The organism is Frateuria sp. GZRe12 (assembly GCF_051900535.1).
Classification (GTDB): domain Bacteria; phylum Pseudomonadota; class Gammaproteobacteria; order Xanthomonadales; family Rhodanobacteraceae; genus Frateuria_A.
Map to the genome: position 1 here is coordinate 35593 of NZ_JBHZGI010000002.1, position 23479 is coordinate 59071.

22 protein-coding genes are annotated in these 23479 nt (G+C 67.8%); 8 read left to right on the forward strand and 14 right to left on the reverse strand.

Features of this window, described 5'->3' with window-relative positions; genetic code table 11:
* Positions 1 to 223 precede the first annotated feature (223 nt).
* Complete coding sequence (locus ACFWZ4_RS05945) at positions 224 to 2755, forward strand: penicillin-binding protein 1A (RefSeq protein WP_439703817.1); 2532 nt, start codon at positions 224 to 226, stop codon at positions 2753 to 2755.
* Between the two features lie 72 nt (positions 2756 to 2827).
* On the forward strand, positions 2828 to 3502 hold the full coding sequence (locus ACFWZ4_RS05950; protein WP_439703818.1) for a hypothetical protein: 675 nt from the start codon (positions 2828 to 2830) through the stop codon (positions 3500 to 3502).
* A gap of 228 nt (positions 3503 to 3730) precedes the next feature.
* On the opposite strand, the gene ACFWZ4_RS05955 is transcribed toward ACFWZ4_RS05950, so the two are convergent.
* From ACFWZ4_RS05955 to rpoZ, 7 genes are all read right to left on the reverse strand, one after another.
* Positions 3731 to 5026: a citrate synthase gene (locus ACFWZ4_RS05955; protein WP_439703819.1), complete on the reverse strand. Its 1296-nt coding sequence runs from the start codon at positions 5024 to 5026 to the stop codon at positions 3731 to 3733.
* A 249-nt stretch (positions 5027 to 5275) separates the two neighbouring features.
* A complete protein-coding gene (locus tag ACFWZ4_RS05960) occupies positions 5276 to 5521 on the reverse strand; it encodes a type B 50S ribosomal protein L31 (protein WP_231323361.1) in 246 nt (81 codons plus the stop codon).
* A gap of 107 nt (positions 5522 to 5628) precedes the next feature.
* Positions 5629 to 6561 carry a nucleoside hydrolase gene (locus ACFWZ4_RS05965; protein WP_439703820.1) on the reverse strand — a complete coding sequence of 311 codons (933 nt, stop codon included), beginning with the start codon at positions 6559 to 6561 and terminating at the stop codon, positions 5629 to 5631.
* Between the two features lie 83 nt (positions 6562 to 6644).
* Entirely contained in the window at positions 6645 to 8759 is a 2115-nt protein-coding gene (gene recG, locus ACFWZ4_RS05970) for an ATP-dependent DNA helicase RecG (RefSeq protein ID WP_439703821.1), read from the reverse strand.
* Positions 8760 to 8859: 100 nt separating this feature from the next.
* A complete protein-coding gene (locus tag ACFWZ4_RS05975) occupies positions 8860 to 9243 on the reverse strand; it encodes a RidA family protein (protein ID WP_439703822.1) in 384 nt (127 codons plus the stop codon).
* A 122-nt stretch (positions 9244 to 9365) separates the two neighbouring features.
* Complete coding sequence (locus ACFWZ4_RS05980) at positions 9366 to 11525, reverse strand: RelA/SpoT family protein (protein ID WP_439703823.1); 2160 nt, start codon at positions 11523 to 11525, stop codon at positions 9366 to 9368.
* 112 nt (positions 11526 to 11637) lie between these two features.
* Positions 11638 to 11928 carry a DNA-directed RNA polymerase subunit omega gene (rpoZ, locus tag ACFWZ4_RS05985; RefSeq protein ID WP_231323352.1) on the reverse strand — a complete coding sequence of 97 codons (291 nt, stop codon included), beginning with the start codon at positions 11926 to 11928 and terminating at the stop codon, positions 11638 to 11640.
* A 191-nt stretch (positions 11929 to 12119) separates the two neighbouring features.
* Here rpoZ and ACFWZ4_RS05990 point away from each other — a divergent pair, with 191 nt between their 5' ends.
* Entirely contained in the window at positions 12120 to 12950 is an 831-nt protein-coding gene (locus ACFWZ4_RS05990; RefSeq protein ID WP_439703824.1) for an MlaA family lipoprotein, read from the forward strand.
* Positions 12951 to 13051: 101 nt separating this feature from the next.
* On the opposite strand, the gene ACFWZ4_RS05995 is transcribed toward ACFWZ4_RS05990, so the two are convergent.
* The 7 genes from ACFWZ4_RS05995 to ACFWZ4_RS06025 all read right to left on the reverse strand — a co-directional run bounded on the left by ACFWZ4_RS05995 (position 13052) and on the right by ACFWZ4_RS06025 (position 18188).
* Positions 13052 to 13351 (reverse strand): STAS domain-containing protein, encoded by a 300-nt coding sequence (locus tag ACFWZ4_RS05995; RefSeq protein WP_439703825.1) that lies wholly within the window; start codon positions 13349 to 13351, stop codon positions 13052 to 13054.
* Complete coding sequence (locus ACFWZ4_RS06000; RefSeq protein WP_439703826.1) at positions 13348 to 14019, reverse strand: MlaC/ttg2D family ABC transporter substrate-binding protein; 672 nt, start codon at positions 14017 to 14019, stop codon at positions 13348 to 13350. The genes ACFWZ4_RS05995 and ACFWZ4_RS06000 overlap by 4 nt, the downstream gene beginning before the upstream one ends.
* 26 nt (positions 14020 to 14045) lie before the next feature.
* Positions 14046 to 14906, reverse strand: coding sequence for an outer membrane lipid asymmetry maintenance protein MlaD (gene mlaD / locus ACFWZ4_RS06005; RefSeq protein ID WP_439703827.1), 861 nt, complete (start codon positions 14904 to 14906; stop codon positions 14046 to 14048).
* A 20-nt stretch (positions 14907 to 14926) separates the two neighbouring features.
* Complete coding sequence (gene mlaE, locus ACFWZ4_RS06010) at positions 14927 to 15697, reverse strand: lipid asymmetry maintenance ABC transporter permease subunit MlaE (RefSeq protein WP_439703828.1); 771 nt, start codon at positions 15695 to 15697, stop codon at positions 14927 to 14929.
* Complete coding sequence (locus tag ACFWZ4_RS06015) at positions 15694 to 16521, reverse strand: ABC transporter ATP-binding protein (RefSeq protein ID WP_439703829.1); 828 nt, start codon at positions 16519 to 16521, stop codon at positions 15694 to 15696. The genes mlaE and ACFWZ4_RS06015 overlap by 4 nt, the downstream gene beginning before the upstream one ends.
* 183 nt (positions 16522 to 16704) lie before the next feature.
* Positions 16705 to 17328 (reverse strand): guanylate kinase, encoded by a 624-nt coding sequence (gene gmk, locus ACFWZ4_RS06020; RefSeq protein ID WP_439703830.1) that lies wholly within the window; start codon positions 17326 to 17328, stop codon positions 16705 to 16707.
* A complete protein-coding gene (locus ACFWZ4_RS06025) occupies positions 17325 to 18188 on the reverse strand; it encodes a YicC/YloC family endoribonuclease (protein ID WP_439703831.1) in 864 nt (287 codons plus the stop codon). Before ACFWZ4_RS06025 ends, gmk begins: the two co-directional genes overlap by 4 nt.
* Positions 18189 to 18266: 78 nt before the next feature.
* Here ACFWZ4_RS06025 and rph point away from each other — a divergent pair, with 78 nt between their 5' ends.
* From rph to ACFWZ4_RS06050, 5 genes are all read left to right on the forward strand, one after another.
* Positions 18267 to 18995, forward strand: a complete 729-nt coding sequence (gene rph / locus ACFWZ4_RS06030) for a ribonuclease PH (RefSeq protein ID WP_439703832.1) — start codon at positions 18267 to 18269, stop codon at positions 18993 to 18995.
* A gap of 3 nt (positions 18996 to 18998) precedes the next feature.
* Positions 18999 to 19595, forward strand: a complete 597-nt coding sequence (gene rdgB / locus ACFWZ4_RS06035; RefSeq protein ID WP_439703833.1) for an RdgB/HAM1 family non-canonical purine NTP pyrophosphatase — start codon at positions 18999 to 19001, stop codon at positions 19593 to 19595.
* A 2-nt stretch (positions 19596 to 19597) separates the two neighbouring features.
* Positions 19598 to 20758 carry a radical SAM family heme chaperone HemW gene (gene hemW / locus ACFWZ4_RS06040; protein ID WP_439703834.1) on the forward strand — a complete coding sequence of 387 codons (1161 nt, stop codon included), beginning with the start codon at positions 19598 to 19600 and terminating at the stop codon, positions 20756 to 20758.
* A 114-nt stretch (positions 20759 to 20872) separates the two neighbouring features.
* Entirely contained in the window at positions 20873 to 23119 is a 2247-nt protein-coding gene (locus ACFWZ4_RS06045; protein ID WP_439703835.1) for a DUF1631 family protein, read from the forward strand.
* Positions 23116 to 23463, forward strand: a complete 348-nt coding sequence (locus tag ACFWZ4_RS06050; protein WP_439703836.1) for a PilZ domain-containing protein — start codon at positions 23116 to 23118, stop codon at positions 23461 to 23463. Before ACFWZ4_RS06045 ends, ACFWZ4_RS06050 begins: the two co-directional genes overlap by 4 nt.
* Positions 23464 to 23479: the final 16 nt, after the last annotated feature.

Sequence of the window (23479 nt, forward strand, 5' to 3'; positions counted from 1 at the left end):
GGCCGGAAACCGGCGGATGCGCGAAGGCATTAGATCGAAAAATTAACGCTATGGCAACGGCCTACGGCAACTTTCTCAACAAAATGGCGTGATGGCCTGCACATTTGGTTGACACCGCCCCTGGTGGGCCGTTTTCGCGATCCAGCCCCGGTTCGGGCGGGCGATCGATAGTGCAACATCTATACTCGACAGTGTTTTGACTTGAGTCTCGCTCTTCCAAACCATGCAAATTTTTAAGCGTCTGCTGCGCTGGGCCTTGATCCTGGCCTTCACCGGTGTGTTCCTGGCGATCGCCGCCGTCGGAGTCGCCTACTGGCTGGTCTCCCCTCGCCTGCCCTCGGTAGCGGTGTTGAAGGACTACCACATGCAGGTACCGCTGCGGGTGCTCAGCGCCGACGGCAAGCTGATCGCCACGTTCGGCGAAACCCGGCGCATCCCGGTCGACATCGCCAATGTGCCGGACAAGCTCAAGCACGCGGTGCTGGCGGCCGAGGATGCGGACTTCTACAACCACCCTGGCGTGGATTGGCACGGCATCGCGCGCGCCGGCTGGCACGTCATCATCTCCGGCGGCGACAAGGGTTCGGGCGGCTCGACCATCACCCAGCAGGTGGCGCGCAACTTCTTCCTGAGTCCGGAGAAGCTCTACTCGCGCAAGCTGATCGAGATCTTCATCGCGCTGCGCATGGAGAACGAGCTGACCAAGGATCAGATCCTGGAGCTCTACCTCAACAAGATGTTCCTGGGCCACCGCTCCTACGGCGTGGCCGCCGCCGCCGAGTACTACTACGGCAAGAGGCTGGACCAGCTGACGATAGCCCAGTGCGCGACCATCGCCTCGACCTTCCAGTTGCCCTCGCTGGTCAATCCCATCAACAGCCCCAAGCGCATGCTGGCTCGCCGCGACTGGGTGCTCGGACAGATGCTGGAACACCGTTACATCAGCAAGGCCGAGTACGAACAGGCGGTGCACGAGCCGAACAACGCCTTCCCACACGAGCAGCCGATCGAGGTGGATGCGCCTTACCTAGCCGAGATGGTGCGCCTGCAGGCGCTCGACCGGCTCGGCAATGACGCTCTGACCGAAGGCTACGTAGTCCGCACGACGGTCACCAGCGGGCGGCAGCAGGCGGCGGTGGAAGCCATGCGCGACGGCCTGGTCGCCTACGACCGCCGCCACGGCTGGCGAGGGCCCGAGGCGCACCAGGCACTGGCGCCCGACGCGGGCAACGACGATCTGGACCGACTGCTGTCCGGCTATACCGACATCTCCGGCATGCAGCCGGCGATCGTCACTGCCGTGGCCGACGGCAAGGCCACGCTGTACCTGGCCAGCCGGCAAACGGTGGAACTGGGCCTGGAGGCGATCGCGTGGGCTCGCCCCTATCGCAACGAGAACCACACCGGCGCGACGCCCAAGAGCGTCGGCGATGTACTCACGCGCGGTGACATCGTGCGCGTGGCGCGCAACGACAAGGGCGACTGGGAACTGGCCCAGCTCCCCAAGGTGCAGGGCGCGCTGGTTTCGGTGAACCCGGAAGACGGCTCGGTGCAGGCGCTGGTCGGCGGCTACAGCTTCCTGCGCAGCAAGTTCAATCGCGCGGTGATGGCTGCACGCCAGCCCGGCTCCAGCTTCAAGCCGTACCTTTACTCGGCGGCCTTCGAACGCGGCTTCACGCCCGCCTCGATCGTCAACGACGCGCCGCTCGCCCTGCCCGATCCTTCCAAGCCCAACGGGCTGTGGACGCCGGAGAACGACGACGGCAAGTTCGACGGTCCCATGCGCCTTCGCGAGGCGCTGGTCCAATCGAAGAACCTTGTCTCGGTGCGCCTGCTCGACGCCATCGGCGTGCGCTTCGCACGCGACTACATCACGCGCTTCGGCTTCCCGCCCGATGCATTGCCGAAGAACCTGTCGCTGGCGCTGGGCACCGCGTCGGTCTCGCCGATGGGCATGGCGCGCGGGTACGCGGTGTTCGCCAACGGCGGCTACCTCGTCTCGCCGTACTTCATCAAGGAGATCGACGGCCGCGATGGCAAGCCCGTCTATGTCGCCAACCCGATACGCGCCTGCCGCACCTGCCAGGAGCGCCTGCTCGACACCCGCCCGCCCGGCCCGCCGCCGGCGGACATGGGGGCACACCCGGCGAACGCGGTCGCCGCGGTGCCGGCCGGTGCCAGCACCGTGGCGGGCGTAGGCGATGCCGTGCTGCCGGCCGACGCCCACGGCGAGGGCGCACACCCACCGTTGCTCGCGCCGCAGGTAATAGATGTACGCAACGACTACCTGATCACCTCGCTGATGAAGGACGTGATCCTGCGCGGCACCGGTTATGCGGCCAAGGCCCTGGGTCGCGATGACCTGGCCGGCAAGACCGGCTCGACCAATGACCACCGCGACGCCTGGTTCGTCGGCTTCAACGGCGACGTGTCGACGTCGGTGTGGGTCGGTTTCGACGATTTCAGCTCGCTCGGTCGCGCCAACGGCGTCGGCGAATTCGGCGCACAGGCTGCGCTACCGATCTGGATGGGGTACATGGGCACGGTGCTCAAGGACATGCCGTCCAACGCCTTGCCGATGCCGCCGGGCATCGCCACCGTGCAGATCAACCGCCAGAGCGGCTTGCCCACGGCCCCCAACGATCCCAACGCGATGGGCGAGATCCTCAAGGTCGAGGACGTCGACCGACTGCGCGCCCAGGCGGCGCAGCAGCAGCAGAACCAGGACGAGCAGCACCCGTACGACATCTTCTGACGGCCACCGCGGCGACGCACCGCTCACGCCGGATCGGCTTTGCTGCCGGTCCGGCACCACCGGAGGAATGACATGGCACGCGGCGATCACCATCGCATCCATGCCCAGGACCGCCAGCAGCGCAACCGGCTGCGCGTGGCCCAGGAGGCGGCCCGGCTGATGAGCGAGCACGGCATCCGCGACTTCCACCATGCCAAGCTCAAGGCCGCCGAGCGGCTGGGCATTCATGACGCGCAGGCGCTGCCGCGCAACCACGAAATCGAAGATGCGCTGCGCGAGCGCCAGCGATTGTTCGGCGCGGACAGCCAGCCGCAGCAGTTGAAAGCGCGGCGCGAGGCCGCGCTGGAGGCGATGCGCTTTCTTGGACGCTTCGACCCACGGCTGGTCGGCCCGGTGCTCGAAGGCACGGCGGATGCGCATTCGGCCGTCTGCCTCCACGTCTTCAGTGACGATCCCGATGCGGTGATGCTGTTCCTGCACGAGCATGGCGTACCAGCGGAAGTTCAGACCCGCCGGCTTCGCCTTGACCGCGAGGAACAGGCCGACTATCCGGTTTTGTTGTTCGCCGCCGACGGACTGCCCTTCGATCTCACCGTGATGCCGCGCGATGCCTTGCGCCAGGCACCGCTGGATCGCATCGACGAGAAGCCGATGCGACGCGCCTCGCTGGGCGCCGTCGAAGAGTTGTTGGCCGAGCCCGATGCCGAGGACGAGTTCGAGCGCATGCTGGCCGCGGTTCGCCGCTGAATGCCCCCACATCGTGCAGCAGCGCACCTGCGCGCGACCGCCATGTAGCGGTCGGCCGGGCAGTCGCGCATGGGGCGTTGCCTCATGCCGCAAACCTTCGCGCTGGCAAGAGCGCGAACGTCATACTCCAGCCATCGCGCGGTCGCGCTCAGGTGCGCTCCTACCAGTGAACGCAAACAAAAACGCCCCGGCATGGCCGCGGCGCTTCGTGTCGGCAAAGCGCTCTACTTAGCGCTTGTCGAGCACGGTGTAGTCGCGCACGTCCGCGCCGGTATAGATCTGGCGCGGGCGGCCGATGCGCGAGCCGGCGGTCTCGTGCTGTTCGATCCAGTGCGAGATCCAGCCAGCCGTGCGCGCGATGGCGAACATCACGGTGAACATTTCGGTCGGAATGCCCAGCGCCTTGTAGATGATGCCGGAGTAGAAGTCGACGTTCGGATACAGCTTGCGCTCGACGAAGTAGTCGTCCTTCAGCGCCGCCTCTTCAAGCTTCATCGCCACGTCGAGCAGCGGGTCGTTGACGCCCAGCTCGGCGAGCACCTTGTGGCACATCTCGCGGATGATCTTGGCGCGCGGGTCGAAATTCTTGTAGACGCGGTGGCCGAAGCCCATCAGGCGGAAGTTGTCGTTCTTGTCCTTGGCGCGCTTGACCGCGGTGTCGACGCGATCGGGCGTGCCGATCTCCTGCAGCATCTCCAGCACCGCCTCGTTGGCGCCGCCGTGCGCCGGTCCCCACAGCGCGGTGATGCCCGCGGCGATCGATGCGTACGGGTTGGCGCCGGTGGAACCGACCAGGCGCACGGTCGAGGTGGAGGCGTTCTGCTCGTGGTCGGCGTGCAGGATGAAAAGCAGGTCCAGCGCCTTGGCTGCCACCGGGTTGAGCTGCAGCGGTTCGCTCGGCACCTCGAACATCATGTGCAGGAAACGCTCGACGTACTCGAGGTTGTTGCGCGGATAGCGGAACGGCCAGCCGATCGAATAGCGGTAGCAGGCCGCGGCAATCGTGGGCATCTTGGCGATCAGGCGGATCGCGGCCAGCTTGCGGTCGGCCGGATCATCGACGTTGAGGTCGTCGTGGTAGAACGCCGACAGCGAGGCGACCGAGGCGGCCAGCATGGCCATCGGGTGCGCGTCGTGGTGGAAGCCCTGGAAGAAATTCTTCAGCGACTCGTGCATCATCGTGTGATGCGTGATCTGGTGCTCGAAGGATACGAACTCGTCCTTTTTCGGCAGCTCGCCATTGAGCAGTAGATAAGCCACTTCCAGGAACGTCGACTTCTCGGCCAACTGCTCGATCGGATAGCCGCGGTAGAGCAACACGCCCTTGTCGCCATCGATGTAGGTGATCGCGCTCTTGGTGCTGGCGGTCGAACCGAAGCCGGGGTCGTAGGTGAAGTGGCCGGTGTCCTTGTACAGCGTGCCCAGGTCGATGCACGAGGGCCCCAGCGTGCCGCTCAGCAGGGGCAGCTCGGCGCTGCGATTGCTCGATTCATCGACGAGCTTGACGACCTTGGAATCGGACACGGGAACCTCCTTCTCTAAAGACGTACCGGAGGCGTCCGCGAAAAGGCACCGCCCGGCAAGGGAATGGCATCGCACTTGGGGAAAGCGGCCGATGCAACCGAAGCATTATCGCACATCGGCCGGCGCACATCCGCCCGCGGATGGACCGCACGGACACGCAAAAGACACGGGGCGAGCCACTGGCCCGCCCCGTGTCCTGGAATGTCAGACCCGCCACCGCCGCGGCGGCGGGCGTGCAACGACCTTCGCTTACTTCTGGCCGTAACGGCGGCGGAACTTGTCCACGCGGCCGCCCACGTCGAGGGTCTTCTGCTTGCCGGTGTAGAACGGGTGCGACTGGCTGGAGATATCCACCTTGACCAGCGGGTACTCGTTGCCGTCTTCCCACTTGACGGTTTCCTTGGTGGCGATCGTCGAACGCGTCAGGAACGCGAACTCGGACGACAGGTCCTGGAAAACGACCGGACGGTAGTTGGGATGGATATCGGGCTTCATGACGGACTCAAAGCGGCGGGTGAAAAGAGCGGCATTGTAGCTGCCGGGTGACGGCACGGTCAACTTGACCCCAGGTAACGGGGAGCGGCCGAGTATCGCGTGGCGTTTCAATTGGCGCCGAGCGCCCGACGCACCATCGCCGCGAACCGATCCTGATCCAGTTCCAGCACCACGGTGGCGTTGGCCGGGCGGCCCAACCGGCCGGCCCAGTCCACCACGGTGGCGCCGCGGGTCAGCCGGCCGTCAAGTTCCACCGCTACAGCGCGCCGCTCGCTGCGCACCACCACCGCCGGATCGATTGCTACGGCCATCGCCAGCGCGTCGGCGGCGATGATCCCTCGCCGGCCACGCTCGCGATTGGTCTTGCGAGCCACCTGGCAAATGTTGCCGTAAAACGCCGCGCGCTGGTCGCCGGCGGCGAGCCAGCCATCGAACGCATCCTCGTCGAAGGCGTGGCGCAGGGTCAGCTCCCAGTCGACCAAATCGAAATCCGCGAACGCTTCGAACACTACGTGTGCGGCCTCCGGATCGAAACCGATGTTGAATTCGGCCGGCACGCGGCTGGTATTGCCCTGCCCGGTCACCGCGCCGCCCATCACCACCAGTCGCTTGACCCGTTGAGGCAGGGTCGGGTCCAGCCGCAGCGCCAGCGCCACGTTGGTCAGCGGCGCGAGCGCGACCAGGGTCAGTTCGCCGGGCCGCTCGCGGGTAAGCCGCAGCAGGGCCAGCGCGGCCGCCTCGTCTTCCACCGTGCCCGCAGGCTGCGGAAAGCCCACGTCGCCGAACCCGTCGCGACCGTGCACGAAGGCGGCATCCTCCTCGGGCAGGCGCACCAGCGGCGTGGCGCAGCCGGGGAACACCGGCGTGGCAACGCCGAGCAGGTCGACCAGCACGCGCGCGTTGTGCACCGTGTGGTCAAGGCCAACGTTGCCCGCCGCAATGGAGAGGCCGGCGACGTCGGCGTGCGCGTGCGCCATCAGGATGGCCAGCGCGTCGTCCACGCCGGGGTCGGTATCGATCAGGAGCTGCGGTCGGGTCATGCGGAGCCTGCGGCAAAAACCGTTAGCTTAGGGGATCGGGGCTTTCCGTTTGTCGGGCGGGTCGAGGACTCGGGAGCGCCGGGTCATGCGTGCGCGTAACGCGCGGCGGCGCCGATCCAGCGCTCGATCAGCCGTTCGGCTGCGCGCGGATGCTGGCGCAACATCGCTTCGCCGACCTGCTGCATTGCCGGCAGCAGGTGCGCGTCACGCGCGAGATCGGCAATGCGGAAGGCGAGCTGGCCGGTCTGGCGCGTGCCGAGCACTTCGCCCGGGCCGCGCAACTCGAGGTCCTTTTCGGCAATGCGGAAGCCGTCACAGGTCTCGCGCATCACGTTGAGGCGCTCGCGCGCGAGCTGGCCCAGCGGCGGTTGATACAGCAACACACAGTTGGAAGCGACCGCGCCGCGGCCCACGCGCCCACGCAACTGGTGCAACTGGGCAAGGCCGAGGCGCTCGCTGTTCTCGATCACCATCAGGCTGGCGTTGGGCACGTCCACGCCGACCTCGATCACGGTGGTGGCGACCAGCACGGCGAGCTCGCCGGCCTTGAACGCATCCATCACCGCCTGTTTTTCCTTCGGCTTCATCCGGCCGTGGACCAATCCCACGCGACACCCTTCCAGCGCTGCGGAAAGCTCCGCGTGCGCTACCTCGGCCGCCTGTGCACGCAGCTGCTCGGACTCTTCGATCAGCGTGCATACCCAATACGCCTGTCGCCCCTCCGCGCACGCGGCATGGATGCGTTCGATCACCTCGGCGCGGCGGGCGCTGGACACCGCCACGGTCTGCACCGGCGTGCGCCCAGGCGGCAATTCGTCGATGGAAGAAACATCCAGGTCCGCATACGCGCTCATCGCCAGCGTTCGCGGGATCGGCGTGGCGGTGAGCACCAGCTGGTGCGGGACGAGATCGCCTTCCATCCCCTTGTCGCGCAGTGCCAGCCGCTGCTGCACGCCGAAGCGATGCTGCTCGTCGACAATGACCAGGCCCAGGCGGGCGAATGCCACGCCTTCCTGCATGAGCGCGTGCGTGCCGATTACCACGGACGCGCCTGCGGCTACGCGCGCCAGCGCCTGGGCGCGTGCCTTGCCCTGCTGCTTGCCGGCCAGCCATTCCACCGCGACGCCCAGCGGCTCCAGCCAGTGACGGAAATTGCGCAGGTGCTGCTCGGCGAGCAGTTCGGTCGGCGCCATCAGCGCCACCTGCCAGCCCGCTTCCACGGCGGCCAGCGCCGCCAGCGCGGCGACCGCGGTCTTGCCGCTGCCCACGTCGCCCTGCACCAGCCGAAGCATCGGTTTGGCGCGCGCGATATCGGCAAGCACGTCGTGCGCTACGCGCTGCTGCGCGCCCGTGAGTTGGAAGGGCAGGCCGTCGACAAAGCGACCGCGCAGTTCGCCACTGCCGTCCAGCTCCGGCGCACGGCGACGGCGTACGGCCGCGCGCATGCGCTTGAGGCTCAGGTGCTGGGATAGCAGTTCCTCGAAAGCGAGCCGCTGCTGCGCAGGGTGGCCACCGTTGACCAGATCCGCCAGCGGCGCGTCCGCCGGCGGGCGGTGTGCGTAGAGCAGCGCATCGCGCAGCGAGGTCAGCCCGTGCGCCGCACACAAGGGCGGCGGAATCAGCTCCAGCGCCGCATCCGGCGGCAGCATCGCCAGCGCCTTGTCGATCACGCCGACCAGCCGCTTCTGGCCCAGTCCCTCGGTGGTCGGATAGATCGGGCTCAGCCGCTCGTCCACCGCCACGGCTTGATCCTCGCCTACGCGTTGATACTGCGGGTGCACCATCTCCAGGCCCTGGGCGCCATGGCGTACTTCGCCGTAGCACAACAGCTTCTGGCCAGGCTTGAGCTGCTCGGCCTGCGCTCGATTGAAGTGGAAGAAGCGCAGCAGCAGCGTCTGGCGCGAGTCGTCACCGATCGCGACTTTCAACTGCGGCCGGTAGCGGAAGCCTCGCTCGACGGCTTCCACCGTGCCCAGTACCTGCGCGCGTTCGCCGGACCGCAGATCGGCGATGGCGGTGACGCGGGTCCTGTCTTCGTAGCGCAACGGCAGGTGGAACCACAGGTCCTGCACGTGTTCCAGCCCGAGCCTGGCCAGCGTGGCGGCCAGCGCCGGACCGACGCCCGGCAGCGCGCCCACCGGCGACAGGCCGGGATCGACGGCAGGCGGAGTGGCGACGCTGGCGCTGCGGGCGGGCATGAAGCGCTAGCCTAGCCCAGCGCTACGCAAGGATGCAGCAAGGCGACGTCGGTGCAGGCCGCGCCGGGCAGTCAGTCCGCGGCGCGATGGGAGCGACGGATCAATCCAGCACCATGATCGCATCGACTTCCACCTGCGCGCCCTTGGGCAGCGCCGACACCTCGATGGTGGAACGGGCCGGGTACGGCTGCTGGAAGTATTCGGCCATCACGGCATTGACCGCCGCGAAATTGGCAAGATCGGTGACGTAGATGCCCACCCGCACGAACTGCGACAGCGAACCGCCTGCCGCCTTGGCCACCGCGGTGAGGTTGTCGAACACGCGACGGGTCTGCCTATCGATGTCTCCCTCGACCAAATTGCCGCTGGCCGGATCCAGCGGTATCTGGCCGGAGAAGTACACGGTGTTGCCGGCGCGCACGGCCTGCGAGTAGGGACCGATGGCGGCCGGGGCCTGGTCGGTGGTGACAATGCTGCGGGACATGGCGTGGCCTCGTTGGGGGAAGGCTAAGTCTAGAGGCGCGTCGGGGTGGTCGGCGAGGGGGCTGGCTTCAGCCCACGGCCATTCGCGCGAAACGGTCGATGGGCGGAAGCCCGCCCTACGCGTTACAACGGATAACGGTAGGCCCCGCTCACCACGCCGGTGCGCCGCACGCGACGGATCACGTCGGCCAGGTGCTTGCGATTCTTCACTTCCATCGCGAACAGCAGGGTGGCCGCGGCAGCGTCACGCTCGACGTATTCGACGTTCTCGATGTTGGAGTCGGCTGCGGCGATGGCGGCGGCCACGGTGGCAAGCACGCCCGGTCGGTTGATGACCTCGATGCGCAACTCCGCGCGGTAATCGCCCTGCACGTCGCGATCCCATTCGATCCCCACGCAGCGCGCGGGCGACTTGCGGAACTCGGCCACGTTGGGACATTCCACACGGTGAACCACGATGCCCTTGCCCGAGGACAGGTAGCCGATGATCTCGTCGCCCGGCAGCGGATGGCAGCAGTTGCCGAAGCTCAGCACGCCGCGCTCGGCGCCCGTGATGCGGATGTTCTCGTGCGTGTGCGGCGCCTCGGTGGGGCGGCCGCCGCCACGCAACGCGACCAGGTGATGGGCCACCTGGTCGGGCATGCGATTGCCCAGCGCGATGTCGGCCAGCAGCTCCTCCAGCCGGCGCAGCTTGGCCTCCTCCAGGAAACGTTCGAGCACCTTGGCGGGAATCGCGTCGATGTTGGTACCCAACGCGTCCAGCGCGCGGTCGAGCATGCGATGGCCGAAGTCCACCGCGTCCTCGTGCTGCAGGTGCTTGAGGTACTGACGGATCGCGGTGCGCGCCTTGCCGGTGACCACGAATTCGAGCCATGCCGGATTGGGTACCGCCGATGGCGCGGTGATGATTTCCACCAGCTGGCCCGACTCCAGTCGCGTGCGCAGCGGCAGCAGCTTCTTGTCTACCCGCGCGGCGACCGCGTGATCGCCGACATCGGTGTGCACGGCGTAGGCGAAGTCGAGCGCCGTGGAGTTGCGCGGCAGCGCCAGGATGTCGCCACGCGGCGTGAACAGGTAGACCTCGTCCGGGAACAGGTCGATCTTGACGTTCTCGATGAACTCGGCCGACGAGGGCGTGTGCGCCTGGCTGTCGGCCAGTGCGGAAAGCCACTCACGTGCACGCGCCTGCGCGCTGTTGGCCGGGGCCGAGTCGGTCTTGTAGGCCCAGTGCGCGGCCACACCCCGCTCGGCCACCGAATCCATCTCGGCCGTGCGCACCTGAACCTCGATCGGCGCGCCGAAGGGCCCCAGCAGCACGGTGTGCAGCGACTGGTAGCCGTTGGCCTTGGGGATCGCGATGAAGTCCTTGAAGCGCCGGTCGACGGGGCTGTAGAGCGAATGGACCGCGCCCAGCGCCATGTAGCAGCTCATCGCGGTGTCGACCACCACGCGGAAGCCGTACACGTCCATCAGCTGGGCGAAGCTCTTGTGCTCGTTGCGCATCTTCGAATAGATGCTCCACGGCGACTTGATGCGCCCGACCACCTTGGCCGGCAGGTGCTCGGCGGCTAGCCGGGTGGCGAGCGCGTGCTCGATCTTGCTCATCACCTCGCGGCGGTTGCCCAGCGCCGCGCGGATACGCTCGCTGATGACGCGGTAGCGATCCGGGTAAAGCGCGCGGAAGCCCAGGTCCTGCAACTCCGCCTTGAACTTGTTCATGCCCAGCCGCTGGGCGATCGGCGCATAGATCTCCAGCGTCTCGCGGGCGATGCGCCGGCGCGCGGACGGCTCCTTGGCGCCGAGCGTACGCATGTTGTGCAGGCGATCGGCAAGCTTGATCAGGATCACGCGGATGTCGCGCGCCATCGCCAGCAGCATCTTGCGGAAACTTTCCGCATCGGCCTCCTGGCGATTGGAGAAGCGCATCTTGTCCAGCTTGGTAACGCCGTCGACCAGATCGGCCACGACGTCGCCGAACTCCGCCGTGATTTCTTCGCGGCTGAGCTCGGTGTCTTCCAGCGTGTCGTGCAGGATCGCCGAGATGATGGTCTCGGCGTCCAGCCCGAGCTCCGCCAGGATGCCGGCGACGGCGACCGGATGGGTGATGTACGGCTCGCCGCTCTTGCGCTCCTGGCCGCGGTGCGCATGCGCGCCCACCTCGTAGGCGCGCAGCACGCGCGCCACCTGGGCTTCCGGGAGATAAGCCACGCGCTCCTTGAGCGCCAGCACGTAGGGGGGCAGCACGGACGGGTCCACGGAAGCGGAGGGCGTGGTCGCCGTCATGGGTTCGCGATCCCCGTTCAGACAGTGCTTCCGTGCGGGTTATGGCCAGGTGTGGCGAAAGTGCCGGCGACGCCGGCAAGGCGACTGCACGAGCAGCAGCCGCCGGCGCGCATCAGTCGTCGCCGCCCTTGGACAGATCGTCGTCGACCTCGGCCGCAGCCCACTCCAGCGCCTCACGCTCGGCGCGCTCACGCTCGGCCTTGTCGATCTCGTCGATGGTCGCCTGGTCGATGCGGCGATCGGCGATCTCGCGCAGGGCGAGCACGGTCGGCTTGTCGTGATCCGGATGGACCGCCGGCTCGGCGCCCTTCTCCAGCTGGCGGGCGCGCTTGGTCGCCATCAACACCAGCTCGAAGCGGTTGTCGACCACCTCGAGGCAATCTTCCACGGTAATGCGGGCCATGCGAAATCCTCAAGCACAAAGGCAACTTAGAGACCGGCAAGTGTAGCCGAGCGCCGGCTTGGCTGGCAATGCGGCATGCGCGTATCATGCGCGGTTCGATCGCCGACCGACCGGCGCCGATCCGCCTGACTGCAAAAATATAAAACCAGGCGGTACACTTTTGTGGTGCCCGTAGCGGATCCCTTCAGCCGATGCTCTCCCTGCCCCGTTTTTCACCCAGCCGCCTGATGCCACTGGCTGCCCTGGCCCTGCTGGCCGGTTGCACCATTGCCAAGCCGCGCACCGACGATCCGCTGGAGAAGTTCAACCGCAAGGTCTACACGTTCAACAACGCGGTGGACCAGGCGGTGATCCGCCCGGTGGCGGTGGGCTATCGCAAGGTCACCAACCCGCCGGTGCGCCGTTCGGTCAGCGACTTCTTCACCAACATCCGCATGCCGATCACGGTCGCCAACGATCTCCTGCAGGCGCGGCCGAAACAGGCACTGCAGAGTACCGGGCGCTTCCTGGTCAACCTGACGCTGGGCCTGGGCGGCTTTTTCGATCCGGCCAGCCAGCTTGGCATTCCGCTGGAAGACAACGATTTCGGCGTGACCCTGGCGCGCTGGGGCGTGCCCGATGGGGACTACCTCGTGCTGCCGCTGATCGGCCCGACCACCGTGCGCGACGTGTGGCGCATGCCGGTGGACAGCTATTTCTTCGATCCGCTGTCGATCTACGCGCACAACCACGACTACAAGTACGGCCAGCAGTTCCTGCCCCAGATGATGTACCTGGTGACGCTGCGCTCGCGCGGCATCGATGCGGAAAGCTTCCTGGAGTCGGCGTATGACCCGTACGTATTCATGCGCGACGCCTACCGCCAGCGGCGCCTGTACCAGATCTACGACGGCAACCCGCCGGCCGAGGTCATCCAGCAAATGCAGGGCCTGAACGACGACAATTTCGACCCGGAACAACTGCTGGACGAGCAGCACCAGTGGGAAAACAAGCATCCGGACAACGACAAGAAACAGCCGTAGGGTAGGCTTCAACCCACTACCCGGCGAGGTGGGCTGAAGCCCGATCTACGATAAAAAAAAGGGCCTGGCGGCCCCTTTTTCCTGTCCCTGCGTCGCCCTGCTCAGCCGACCAGTGTGTCCACTTCGCACACCCGTGCCAGCGCGCGCATGCCCTCCGGCATGTTCTCCACGACCAGTTCGCGGCCGAGCTGCCGGGCCTGGGCCTGCGCCGCCAGCACGCAAGCCAGGCCAGCGCTGTCGGCACGCTCGATGCCGCCCAGATCCAGCCTGGTCACCGGCGCAGCCGTCAGCGCCGCGCCGATCGCCTGCAGCGCCGCGGCGGCGGTGTCGAAGCTCAGCACGCCGCTGACGCCGAGCGTGCCTGGCGTCTCGCGATGGAGCTGGAAGGCGGGCACGCTCACGGAGCCTTGCTGTCCTTGTCCATCGATTCCAGCGCCTTCTCGCCCTGGTTCTCGAGGTTGGCGATCAGCTTCTCTATACCGACCTTGCGGATCTCCGCGTCGACCTGGTTGCGGTAGTTGGTGACGTAGGAGATGCCTTCGATGATCACGTCATAGGCTTTCCAGTCGCCTTCCTTGCTCTTGCGGAAGGCGTAGTCGACCGAAAGCTTCTTGCCGTCATCCAGCACCACCTGGGTGCGCACCACGGTGCGCTTGTCATTGAGGTCGCCATTGAACGGCAACACCTGCACCGCGCCCTTGGTGTAGTTGAGCAGGCCTTCGGCGTAACGGTGGGTGATCGAGTTGTAGAACGCCTTGGCGAAGCGCTCGCGCTGCTCGGGCGTCGCCTCGCGGGCATGGCGGCCGAGCACCAGGATCGAGGCGTAGTCGATGTCGAAGTGCGGCAGGAAGACGTCGTCGATCACCGAGATCAACTTTTCCTTGTCGTTCTTCAGCTCGTCACGATGGCCGGCGATGGTGGTGTCCAGCTGGTGGGCGATCTCCTGCACCACCTGCTCGGGGTTCTGCTGGGAGGCGGGCGCCTGTGCGGCCGCGTCCTGGGCGAGCACGGGCGAGGCCGCCACGGTGCCGAACGCGATGACCATGGCGAAAGCCAGAGTGCGCAACATGGGGAAACTCCTTGTGGGATACCGGCTCATTGCTTGCCGGCGGGGGATTCGTTGGCGGCGTCCTTCTTCTCGGCGGGCGAGCCGTTGACCAGGAATTTGCCGATCAGGTCTTCCAGCTGCATCGCCGACTGGGTCAGCACCATTTCGTCGCCGCTCTTGAGGAACTCCGGCGAGCCGCCGGGCTGGATCGCAACGTACTGGGTGCCGATCAAACCGCTGGTGAACACTGCCGCGGCCGAATCGTCGGGAATCTGGTCGTATTTCTTGTCGATCGACAGCTCCACTTCGGCGTCCAGCCTGACCGGGTCGGCGCGCACCGCGGCCACGCTGCCGATCGCCACGCCAGCCATCTTCACCGGGGCGCCAACCGAGAGCGCGCCGACGTTGCTGAAGCGTGCCTTCACCGTGTAGCTCCCGCCCAGGTTGTCGGCCACGCCGCCGGCGCCGAAGAACTTGCCGAGCATCTCCTCAAGCTGCTGCGCGGGTTTGGTACGTGCCAGCGTGCCACCGTCGGCCAGATCCTTCTTCGAGCTGCCGTACTGGATGCCCACGTACTGGTCGCCGAGCAGGCCGCTGGTGAAGATCGTGGCGATCGAGTCGTCGGGAATGTGGCTGTACGCCTGATCGATGGACAGCGTCACGTCCGCGGCTTCCTGCTTCGGATCGAGCACGATCGAGCTCACCTGGCCCACGCGCACGCCGGCGATCTTCACCGGAGCGCGCTCCTTGAGCTGCCCGATATTGGCGAAGTGCGCCTCGACCCTGTAGCTCGCGCCCTGGTGCGTGTTGGCCACCGAGGTGGTCTGTGTCGCCAGGTAGGCCAGCGCGGCGAAGCCGAGCACGATGAACAGGCCGGTGCCCACGGCGTAGGAATGTCTCTGGCTCACGGCTCAGGTCCTCAGGGGAATCACATCAAAAAGGCGGTCAGCACGAAGTCCAGCGCCAGGATCGCGATGGACGAGGCAACCACGGTGCGGGTAGTGGCGTAGGCCACGCCCTCGCTGGTCGGCGGCGTGGTGTAGCCCTGGTAGACGGCAATGAGCGAGACCACGGCGCCGAAGGCAAGGCTCTTGACCAGGATGCCGTTGACCACGTCCTTCCAGACGTCGACGGTGGCGGTCATGTTCGACCAGAACGTACCGTTGTCTATGCCCAGCCAGGTCACCCCGACCAGGTGGCCGCCGAAGATGCCCAATGCACAGAACACGGCGCACAACAGCGGCATCGCGATCAGGCCGGCGAGGTAACGCGGCACGGCGACGTACGCGATCGGGTCGACCGCCATCATCTCCATCGCGGCGAGCTGGTCGGTCGCGCGCATCAGGCCGATCTCGGCCGTGATGGAGGTGCCGGCGCGACCGGCGAACAGCAACGCGGTGACCACTGGCCCGAGCTCGCGGTAGATCGCGATCGCCACCACCGTGCCGCTGGCCGCCGTGCCACCGAAGATCGACAGCACGTAGTAGAGCTGCAGGCCAAGCACCATGCCGACGAACAGGCCGCAGACCATGATGATCGTCAGGCTCATCGCGCCGACGAACCACAGCTGGCGCACCGTCTCGCGCGCGTACTTCATGCTGCGCGGCACCGCCGCCAGCAAGGTAAGCAGGAACAGCCCGGCTTCGCCGATCTGCGCCAGCGCGTTGAGGATCACGTTACGTTGCGGCTGCGCACTCATGCCTTCCCTCCGGCCAGGCCCAGCGCCTGCGCGTAGTCGCCGGCGGGGTACTGGAACGGCACCGGGCCGTCGATGTCGCCGCCGAAGAACTGGCGCGTCCAGGGCGAGCCGTCGCCGGCGATGGTCTTCGGGTCGCCCTGCGCCACCACCTTGCCGTTGGCAATCAGATAGACCAGGTCGGCCACCTGCTTGATCGCGTCCAGCTCGTGCGCCACCAGCACGCTGGTGATACCGAGCGTTTCGTTGAGCGTGCGGATCAGCTTGAGCACCTGGCTGAGCGCGATCGGGTCCAGGCCGACGAACGGCTCGTCGTAGAGGATCAGCATCGGATCGAACACGATCGCCCGCGCCAGTGCCACGCGCCGCGCCATGCCGCCGGAGAGCTCGGCCGGCATCAGGCCGGCCGCGCCACGCAGGCCCACCGCCTGCAACTTGGTCAGCACGATGTTGCGGATCAGCACTTCCGGCAGTTTCGTGTGCTGGCGCAGCGGGAAGGCGACGTTCTCGAACACGTCGAAGTCGGTCAGCAGCGCCGAGTTCTGGAACAGGTAGCCGATCTTCTCGCGCAGGCCGAACAGCTTCTCGCGCGAAAGCCCAGGCACGTTCTGGCCATCGACCAGCACCTGGCCGCCGTCGCCGCGCATCTGCCCGGTGATGTGCTTGAGCAGCGTGGTCTTGCCGGTGCCGCTGGGGCCCATGATGGCCGTCACCTTGCCGCGCGGGATGTCCATGTCCAGCGCATCGAAGATGGTCTTTCCGTTGAGCACCGTGGTCAGGCCACGGATGCGCACCAGCGGTTCGGGAAGGGCGGCGGGGGCGGTCATAAGCGGACTAAGGTAGCCGAGCGTCGAATGCAGGCCAAGCCGCGCACCCTGCACCCTCTCCCTTCCGGCGAGAGGGCACAGGGCAAGCGGTCGGGCTTGGGTGGGAGACCGTTCATGCGAGCTCGGTGATTTCCGCTCCGCCCGATCCTCGCGGCCAATCCCGCTCCCGGGAGAAAGAAGCTTTCAGGCCAGCAGCTCGGCGATCAACGCCTCGTGCCGCTTCCACTGCAACTCACCACGATGCCGCACCGCCCGCACGATCGCCTGCAGGTCACCCAACGCCTCGTCGAACCCGTCGTTGACCACGATGTAATCGAACTCGTGGGCGTGGGCGATCTCCTCGCGCGAGTTGTGCAGGCGCCGCTCGATCACCTCCGGCGCATCCGAGCCGCGCCCGCGCAGCCGCCGCTCCAGCTCGGCGCGCGAGGGCGGCAGGATGAACACGCTCACGCAGTCGGGCTTGGCGCGACGGATCTGCGCGGCGCCCTGCCAGTCGATCTCCAGCAGCACGTCGCGACCCCGGTCCAGCAGCGCTTGCACCGTCGCGACCGAGGTGCCGTAGAAATTGCCGTGCACCTCGGCGTGCTCGAGGAAGGTGCCGGCGGCGATCTGCCGCTCGAACTCGCCGCGCTCGACGAAGTAATAGTGGCGCCCGTATTCCTCGCCCACCCGCGGCGGCCGCGTGGTATGCGAGATCGACAGCGAGATCGACGGTTCGCGCTCCAGCAGCGCGTTGACGAGCGTGGATTTCCCCGCACCCGACGGCGCGGCGACGATGAACAGTGTGCCGGCCATGGGCGCGCTCATTCGATGTTCTGCACCTGCTCGCGCATCTGCTCGATCAGCACCTTCAGTTCCACCGCGGCGTTGGTCGAACGCGCGTCGACCGACTTGGAACCGAGCGTGTTGGCCTCCCGATTGAATTCCTGCATCAGGAAGTCCAGCCGGCGCCCGACCGGTTCCTTCAGGCCCAGCACGCGGCGGGTCTCGACCACGTGGGTGGCCAGGCGGTCGAGCTCCTCGTCGACGTCGCTGCGGGTGACCTGCATCACCAGCTCCTGCTCCAGCCGGCCGGGATCCGCAGGCTGCTTGAGATCGGCCAGCCGCGCCTCCAGGCGCCCGCGCAGGGCGGTGCGGATTTCCGGCATCCACTCTCGCACCTGGCCGACGATGCGTTCGATCGCGTCGAGCTTGTCGCGCAGGATCGCTTCCAGTTGGGCACCCTCGCGCTCGCGGGTGGCGCTGAGCGCGTCGAGCGCGCGGTCGAGTACCTCGAACAGTGCCGCCTGCTGGGCCTCGGGATCGGCCTCGGCCTGACGCAGCACGCCGGGGAAGCGCAACAGCTCGGTCAGCTGCACCTGCATGCCTGGAAAGCGCCCGGCCAATTCCCGGTTCAGTGTCGCCAGGCGGCCGAGCGTCACCTCATCGACTTCCAGCGACTCGCCGCGCGCCTCGTTGCCGCGCAGGCGAACGGTCAGGTCGACCTTGCCGCGCGACAGCCGCCCGGCCACGCGCTCGCGCAGTGCCGACTCGAAGCTGCGCAGCTCCTCGGGCAGGCGCGGGCTGAGCTCCAGGTAGCGATGATTGACGGTGCGCAGCTCGCAGCTGAGCGTGCCTGCGGGGCCCTGGGTTTCGGCGCTGGCGTAGGCCGTCATGCTGCGGATCATGCGTCGAGCCCTTGCGGTCGGTGGAAAGCGGCAATGGTAAACTCTCGCCTCCCGCCTTGCCCAATCCAGGCCCCTCGCATGACCATGACCCGCCCGAGCGGCCGCGCCAGCGACCAGCTGCGTCCGGTGACCCTGCAACGCCACTACACCCGCCACGCCGAGGGCTCGGTGCTGGTGAGCTTCGGTGACACCCGCGTGCTATGCACCGCCAGCATCGAGGACCGCGTGCCGCCGTGGCTGCGCGGCAAGGGCGAGGGCTGGGTCACCGCCGAGTACGGCATGCTGCCGCGCGCCACTGGCACGCGCACCCAGCGCGAGGCGGCGCGCGGTGCGCAGGGCGGACGCACGCTGGAAATCCAGCGATTGATCGGCCGCTCGCTGCGTGCCTGCGTCAACCGGCAGGCTTTGGGCGAGCGCGTCATCACGCTCGACTGCGACGTGATCCAGGCCGACGGTGGCACGCGCACCGCGGCGATCACGGGCGCCTACGTCGCACTGGTCGACGCGGTCAATTTCCTGATGCGACGCGAGAACCTCAAGCGCAGCCCGATCATCGGCGCGGTCGCCGCGGTATCGGTCGGCGTTTACCAGGGCGTGCCGGTGCTGGATCTCGACTACGCCGAGGATTCAGCTTGCGATACCGACATGAACGTGGTGATGAACGACGGTGGCGGCTTCATCGAAGTGCAAGGCACTGCAGAGGGCCACGCGTTCCGCCGCGACGAGATGGACGCGATGCTGGCGCTGGCCGAGAAGGGCATTGCCGAACTGGTCGCGGCACAGCGCGCGGCGCTGGCGGAGGGCTGATCCGTGCGGCGCCTGGTGCTCGCCAGCGGCAACCGCGGCAAGCTCGCCGAGTTCGAGGGCTTGCTCGCCGGCAGCGGTTTCGAGGTGGTCACGCAGGGCAGCCTGGGCGTGCTCGACATCGAGGAAACCGGCACCACCTTCGTCGAAAACGCGCTGTTGAAGGCGCGCCATGCCGCCCGCATCGCCCGGCTGCCAGCACTGGCCGATGACTCCGGCCTGTGCGTGGAACACCTGGACGGCGCCCCCGGCCTGTACTCGGCCCGCTATGCCGGCAGCCATGGCGACGCCGCCGCCAACCGCGCCAAGCTGTTGCACGCGCTCGAAGGCGTGCCGACCGAGCGGCGCGGCGCCTTCTTCATCTGCGTGCTGGTGCTGCTGCGCCACGCCGACGACCCGGCCCCGCTGATCGCCGAGGGCCGCTGGCACGGCCGCATCCTGGAGGCTGAGCGTGGTGACCGCGGCTTCGGCTACGACCCGCTGTTCCTGCCGGACGGCCAGTCGCTGTCAGCAGCCGAGCTCGATCCGATGCTCAAGAACCGCCTGAGCCATCGCGGCCAGGCGCTGGCCAGGCTGCACGCACAGCTCGGCGCGCAGCCCTAGCCATGCCACTGGTCGCGCCCCCGCTGTCGCTGTACGTGCACATGCCCTGGTGCGTGAAGAAGTGCCCGTACTGCGACTTCAACTCGCACGGCGCGCGCGGCGAACCGCCGCCGTACGCGGCTTATGTCGACACGCTGCTGGCCGACCTGGACGCGGATCTGGCCGATTTCGGCGCCGCCGTCGAGGGCCGCCCGATCGTCAGCGTGTTCTTCGGCGGTGGCACGCCCAGTCTGTTCGCCCCGGATCACATCGGCCGTTTCCTGGACGGTGCGCGCTCGCGGTTGCCGTTCGTGGAGGACTGCGAGATCACGCTGGAGACCAATCCCGGCACGGTCGAACACGGCCGCTTCGACGGCTACCTGGCCGCGGGCGTCAACCGGCTTTCCTTCGGCATCCAGAGCTTCGACGACGACAAGCTGAAGCGGCTGGGCCGCATTCATTCGGCCAACGAGGCCGAGGCGGCGGTGAAGTCGGCGCAGGACGCCGGCTACGCCAACCTCAACCTGGACCTGATGTACGCCCTGCCGCAGCAGTCGCTGGAAGGCGCGCTGGCCGACGTGGAGCGCGCGATCGCGCTGGCGCCGACACACGTATCGCACTATCAGCTGACCCTCGAACCGAACACGGCCTTCGCCGCCAGCCCGCCGCCGCTGCCCGACGACGATTCGGCCTGGGCCATGCAGGAGGCCTGCGAAGTACGCCTGGCCGAGGCCGGTTATGGTCAGTACGAGGTGTCCGCCTACGCGCGGCGGGACCGCCGCTGCCGGCATAACCTCAACTACTGGGAGTTCGGCGACTACCTCGGCATCGGCGCCGGCGCGCACGGCAAGATCACCGACGCCACCGCCGTCACACGCCGCTGGAAGAGCCGCCATCCGCGCACCTATCTGGGCGCCGCAGGCGGCCCCGCGCGCATCGGCGGAAGCGGCCCGGTCGCGCCGGCCGAGCTGCCGTTCGAATACATGCTCAACGCCCTGCGCCTTTACCAGGGCGTGCCGCGGGAAGCATTCACCCAGCGGACCGGGCTGCCCGCGGATCGCATCGCCCCCGCCCTGGCCCAAGCCCAAGCCCGCGGCTGGCTGCAGGACACGCCGGGACGGCTGCAGCCCTCCCTGCTCGGCCAGCGCTTCCTGAACGACCTGATCGAGCTTTTCCTGGCCTGATTCGCGGGTGAAGCCCGGCCTATGGCGGACCGGACCGCGGGCGCATACACTGCCGAACGTCAAAAATCCGAGAACTGCGTCATGGATGTCGAGCAAAGGCAGCACCCAGCGGCCATGCCCGGATTGGACGGCCCGGCCACCCTGCAGCAGAAGCCCATGCGCGTCCAGCGCCTGGTTGCGGATCTGCATGGGCTCTGCGCCAGGCGGCTGGAACCCGCGCTGGTCGATGCGCTCGACGCGCTCGACGAGGGTCTCTACCAGCAGGCCGAGCGCTCGCGCGGCCATCTCGAACAGCAGCGCTGCTTCGACAGCCGGGCGATGCTCCGCTGCAATCGTTCGGCGTTCCTTCGGCGGGTGGCCGAGCATGTCGCCGGCAGCTTCGCCCGTCTTGGCGAAGCAAACGAAGGCGGCGATACTCCCGCGCCCGTGGCCTCGCTGAGCTTGCTCGGACGCGAGGAACACGAACTCAATGCCGCACTGGAACAACTGATTTCCCGCGGCGAAGCCCACACCGGGCCGGTGCTGGCCGAACTCTCCTATCGCATGGCGGTGCTGGTCGGCGCCCCGCCGCTGGAAGGCGAGGCGCTGCCCACCTCGCCGCCAAGCCTGTCGGCCGCCGTGCGCCATGCCATCCCGGCGCTGGACCTGCCGGCGGACCACCAGGTCCTGCTGGTACAGGCATTGGAGCGCAAGCTGGCGCCAATCCTCCCGGCGCTCTATGAAGCCGCCAACGCGCACCTGGTGACGGACGGCATCCTGCCCCACCTGCGCGCCTTCGCCGGTGCGCGACCGGCCAACGCGCCACCGGCACCGCCCTCGATGAAGGCACCCGCATCCACGGGCGAGCCCGCCAAGTCCGCGCCGGTCGCCAGCCACGAACCGATCGCCGTGCTGGAGAACCTGCGCGACCTGCTGTCGCGCCAGCGCGCCGGCGAGGCAAAGGTGGCCACCGGCCACGCCGCCAGTTCGGCCGAGCTTGAGGTGGCCCTCGGCGCCCTGCAGCAGCACCTGGCCCAGGTGACCGACCGCGCCAGTCGCGAACTGCGCAGCGCACAGCGCCTGCGCGAGGAATTGCTGGCCCATCTCAATGCGGGCAAGCCCGCCGGCACCCCCCGCACCGCCCTGAGTCCCGAGCAGGACGACACGGTGGAACTGGTCGCGCGGCTGTTCGAGCAGCTTGGCCAGCAGCTTCATCCCGGCCCAGGCGCGACCACCCTGCTGGGTGACCTGCAGGTACCGATCCTGCGCGTGGCGATGAGTGATCGCGGCTTCTTCGAACAAGCCGAGCACCCTGCCCGCCACCTGCTCGGCACCCTGGCCGAAGCGACCAACGACTGGGGCGACGGCAAGGACATCGACCCCGACCTCGCCACGCAACTCAGCCGGCTGGTGGCACGCGCACAGCGCGAAGCGCCCAGCGCCGGGCTGTACACCAGTCTGCTGGCCGACATCCGCCACCACCTGGCCCAGCTCAGCCGCAAGGCGCAGGTCACCGAACGACGCCAGGTCGAGGCCATGCAGGGCCGCGAGCGCCTGCACCAGGCGCGCGAGCGCGCTACCGAAGTGCTGGCGGCACGCTTTGCCGAAACGACGCCGCGCGGCCTGCTGCGTGCCCTGCTCGACCGCGCCTGGTCCGATGTGCTGGCGCTGGCGCTGCTGCGCCACGGCGAGGACAGCGACGCCTTCAACGAACGGCTGCGCCTGACCGACCAGCTGCTCGGCCGCCTGCCGGTGGACGACTCGCTTGGGCTGCGCCTGGCGGTGGAAGACCACCTTCAACAGATCGGCATGCAGGCCGAGGAAGCCGAGCAGGTGGCACAACGGCTGATCGGCGGCGAGGCCGCTCCCGGCAAGTCGCTCGAAGCGGCCGGCAACACTGTCCCTGCGGGGGCTTCGGCCGTCGCGGACATGCCCGCGCTGGCCGCTTATGCGCTGGCCGCCGAGCCGCCCAGCGCGACCGATCTGGCCCTGCGCCTGAAGCAACGCCAGCGGCTGGGCGAACAGCGTGGACAGGAACCGCGTCCGACCGCCCCGCAAACGTCCGAGGCCCCGCTCGGCCCGCAGGAAGCGCGCATCCACAACCGCCTGCGGCAACTGCCCTTCGGCAGCTGGTTCGAATTCATCGACCCGCAGACCGGCGCCGTCGAGCGGCGCAAACTGGCCTGGTTCTCGCCCCTTTCGGGCAACACCCTGTTCGTCAACCGGCGTGGCCAGCGCGCGACCGAGATGAACCTTCGCGAGCTGGCCGCGGCCATCGCCAGCGGCCGGGTGCGTGAACAGGTAACGCCGCGCGACGGGCTGTTCGACCGCGCCTGGCGCGCCCTCACCGGCAGTCTGCAGCGCCCGACCGCCCGCGCATGACCGCCCAGGTCATCCCGTTCGAGCAGCGTCGCGCGCCGCGCAAGCGCGCGGCCGCCTCGCCGCTGGTAACCGACACCATCAGCGCGCGGCCGCTGGGCCACCTGTGCAACCTGTCGGCCAGCGGCGTCCTGCTGATTGCCCCCGAACGTCCGCGCAGCGAGGCGGTGTTCCAGGTTCGCCTGCCGCTGGCCGATGCACGGCAAGGTCCCGCGGCGATCGAAATCGGCCTCCAGGAGCAATGGCACCAGGCGGCCAATGCCGGCCAGGTGTGGGTCGGCTACCGCATCATCGCGATCGCCCCGGAAGACGCGTTGACGCTGGTGCGTTGGCTGCAACGCGCCTGAACCGGCCACCGTGACG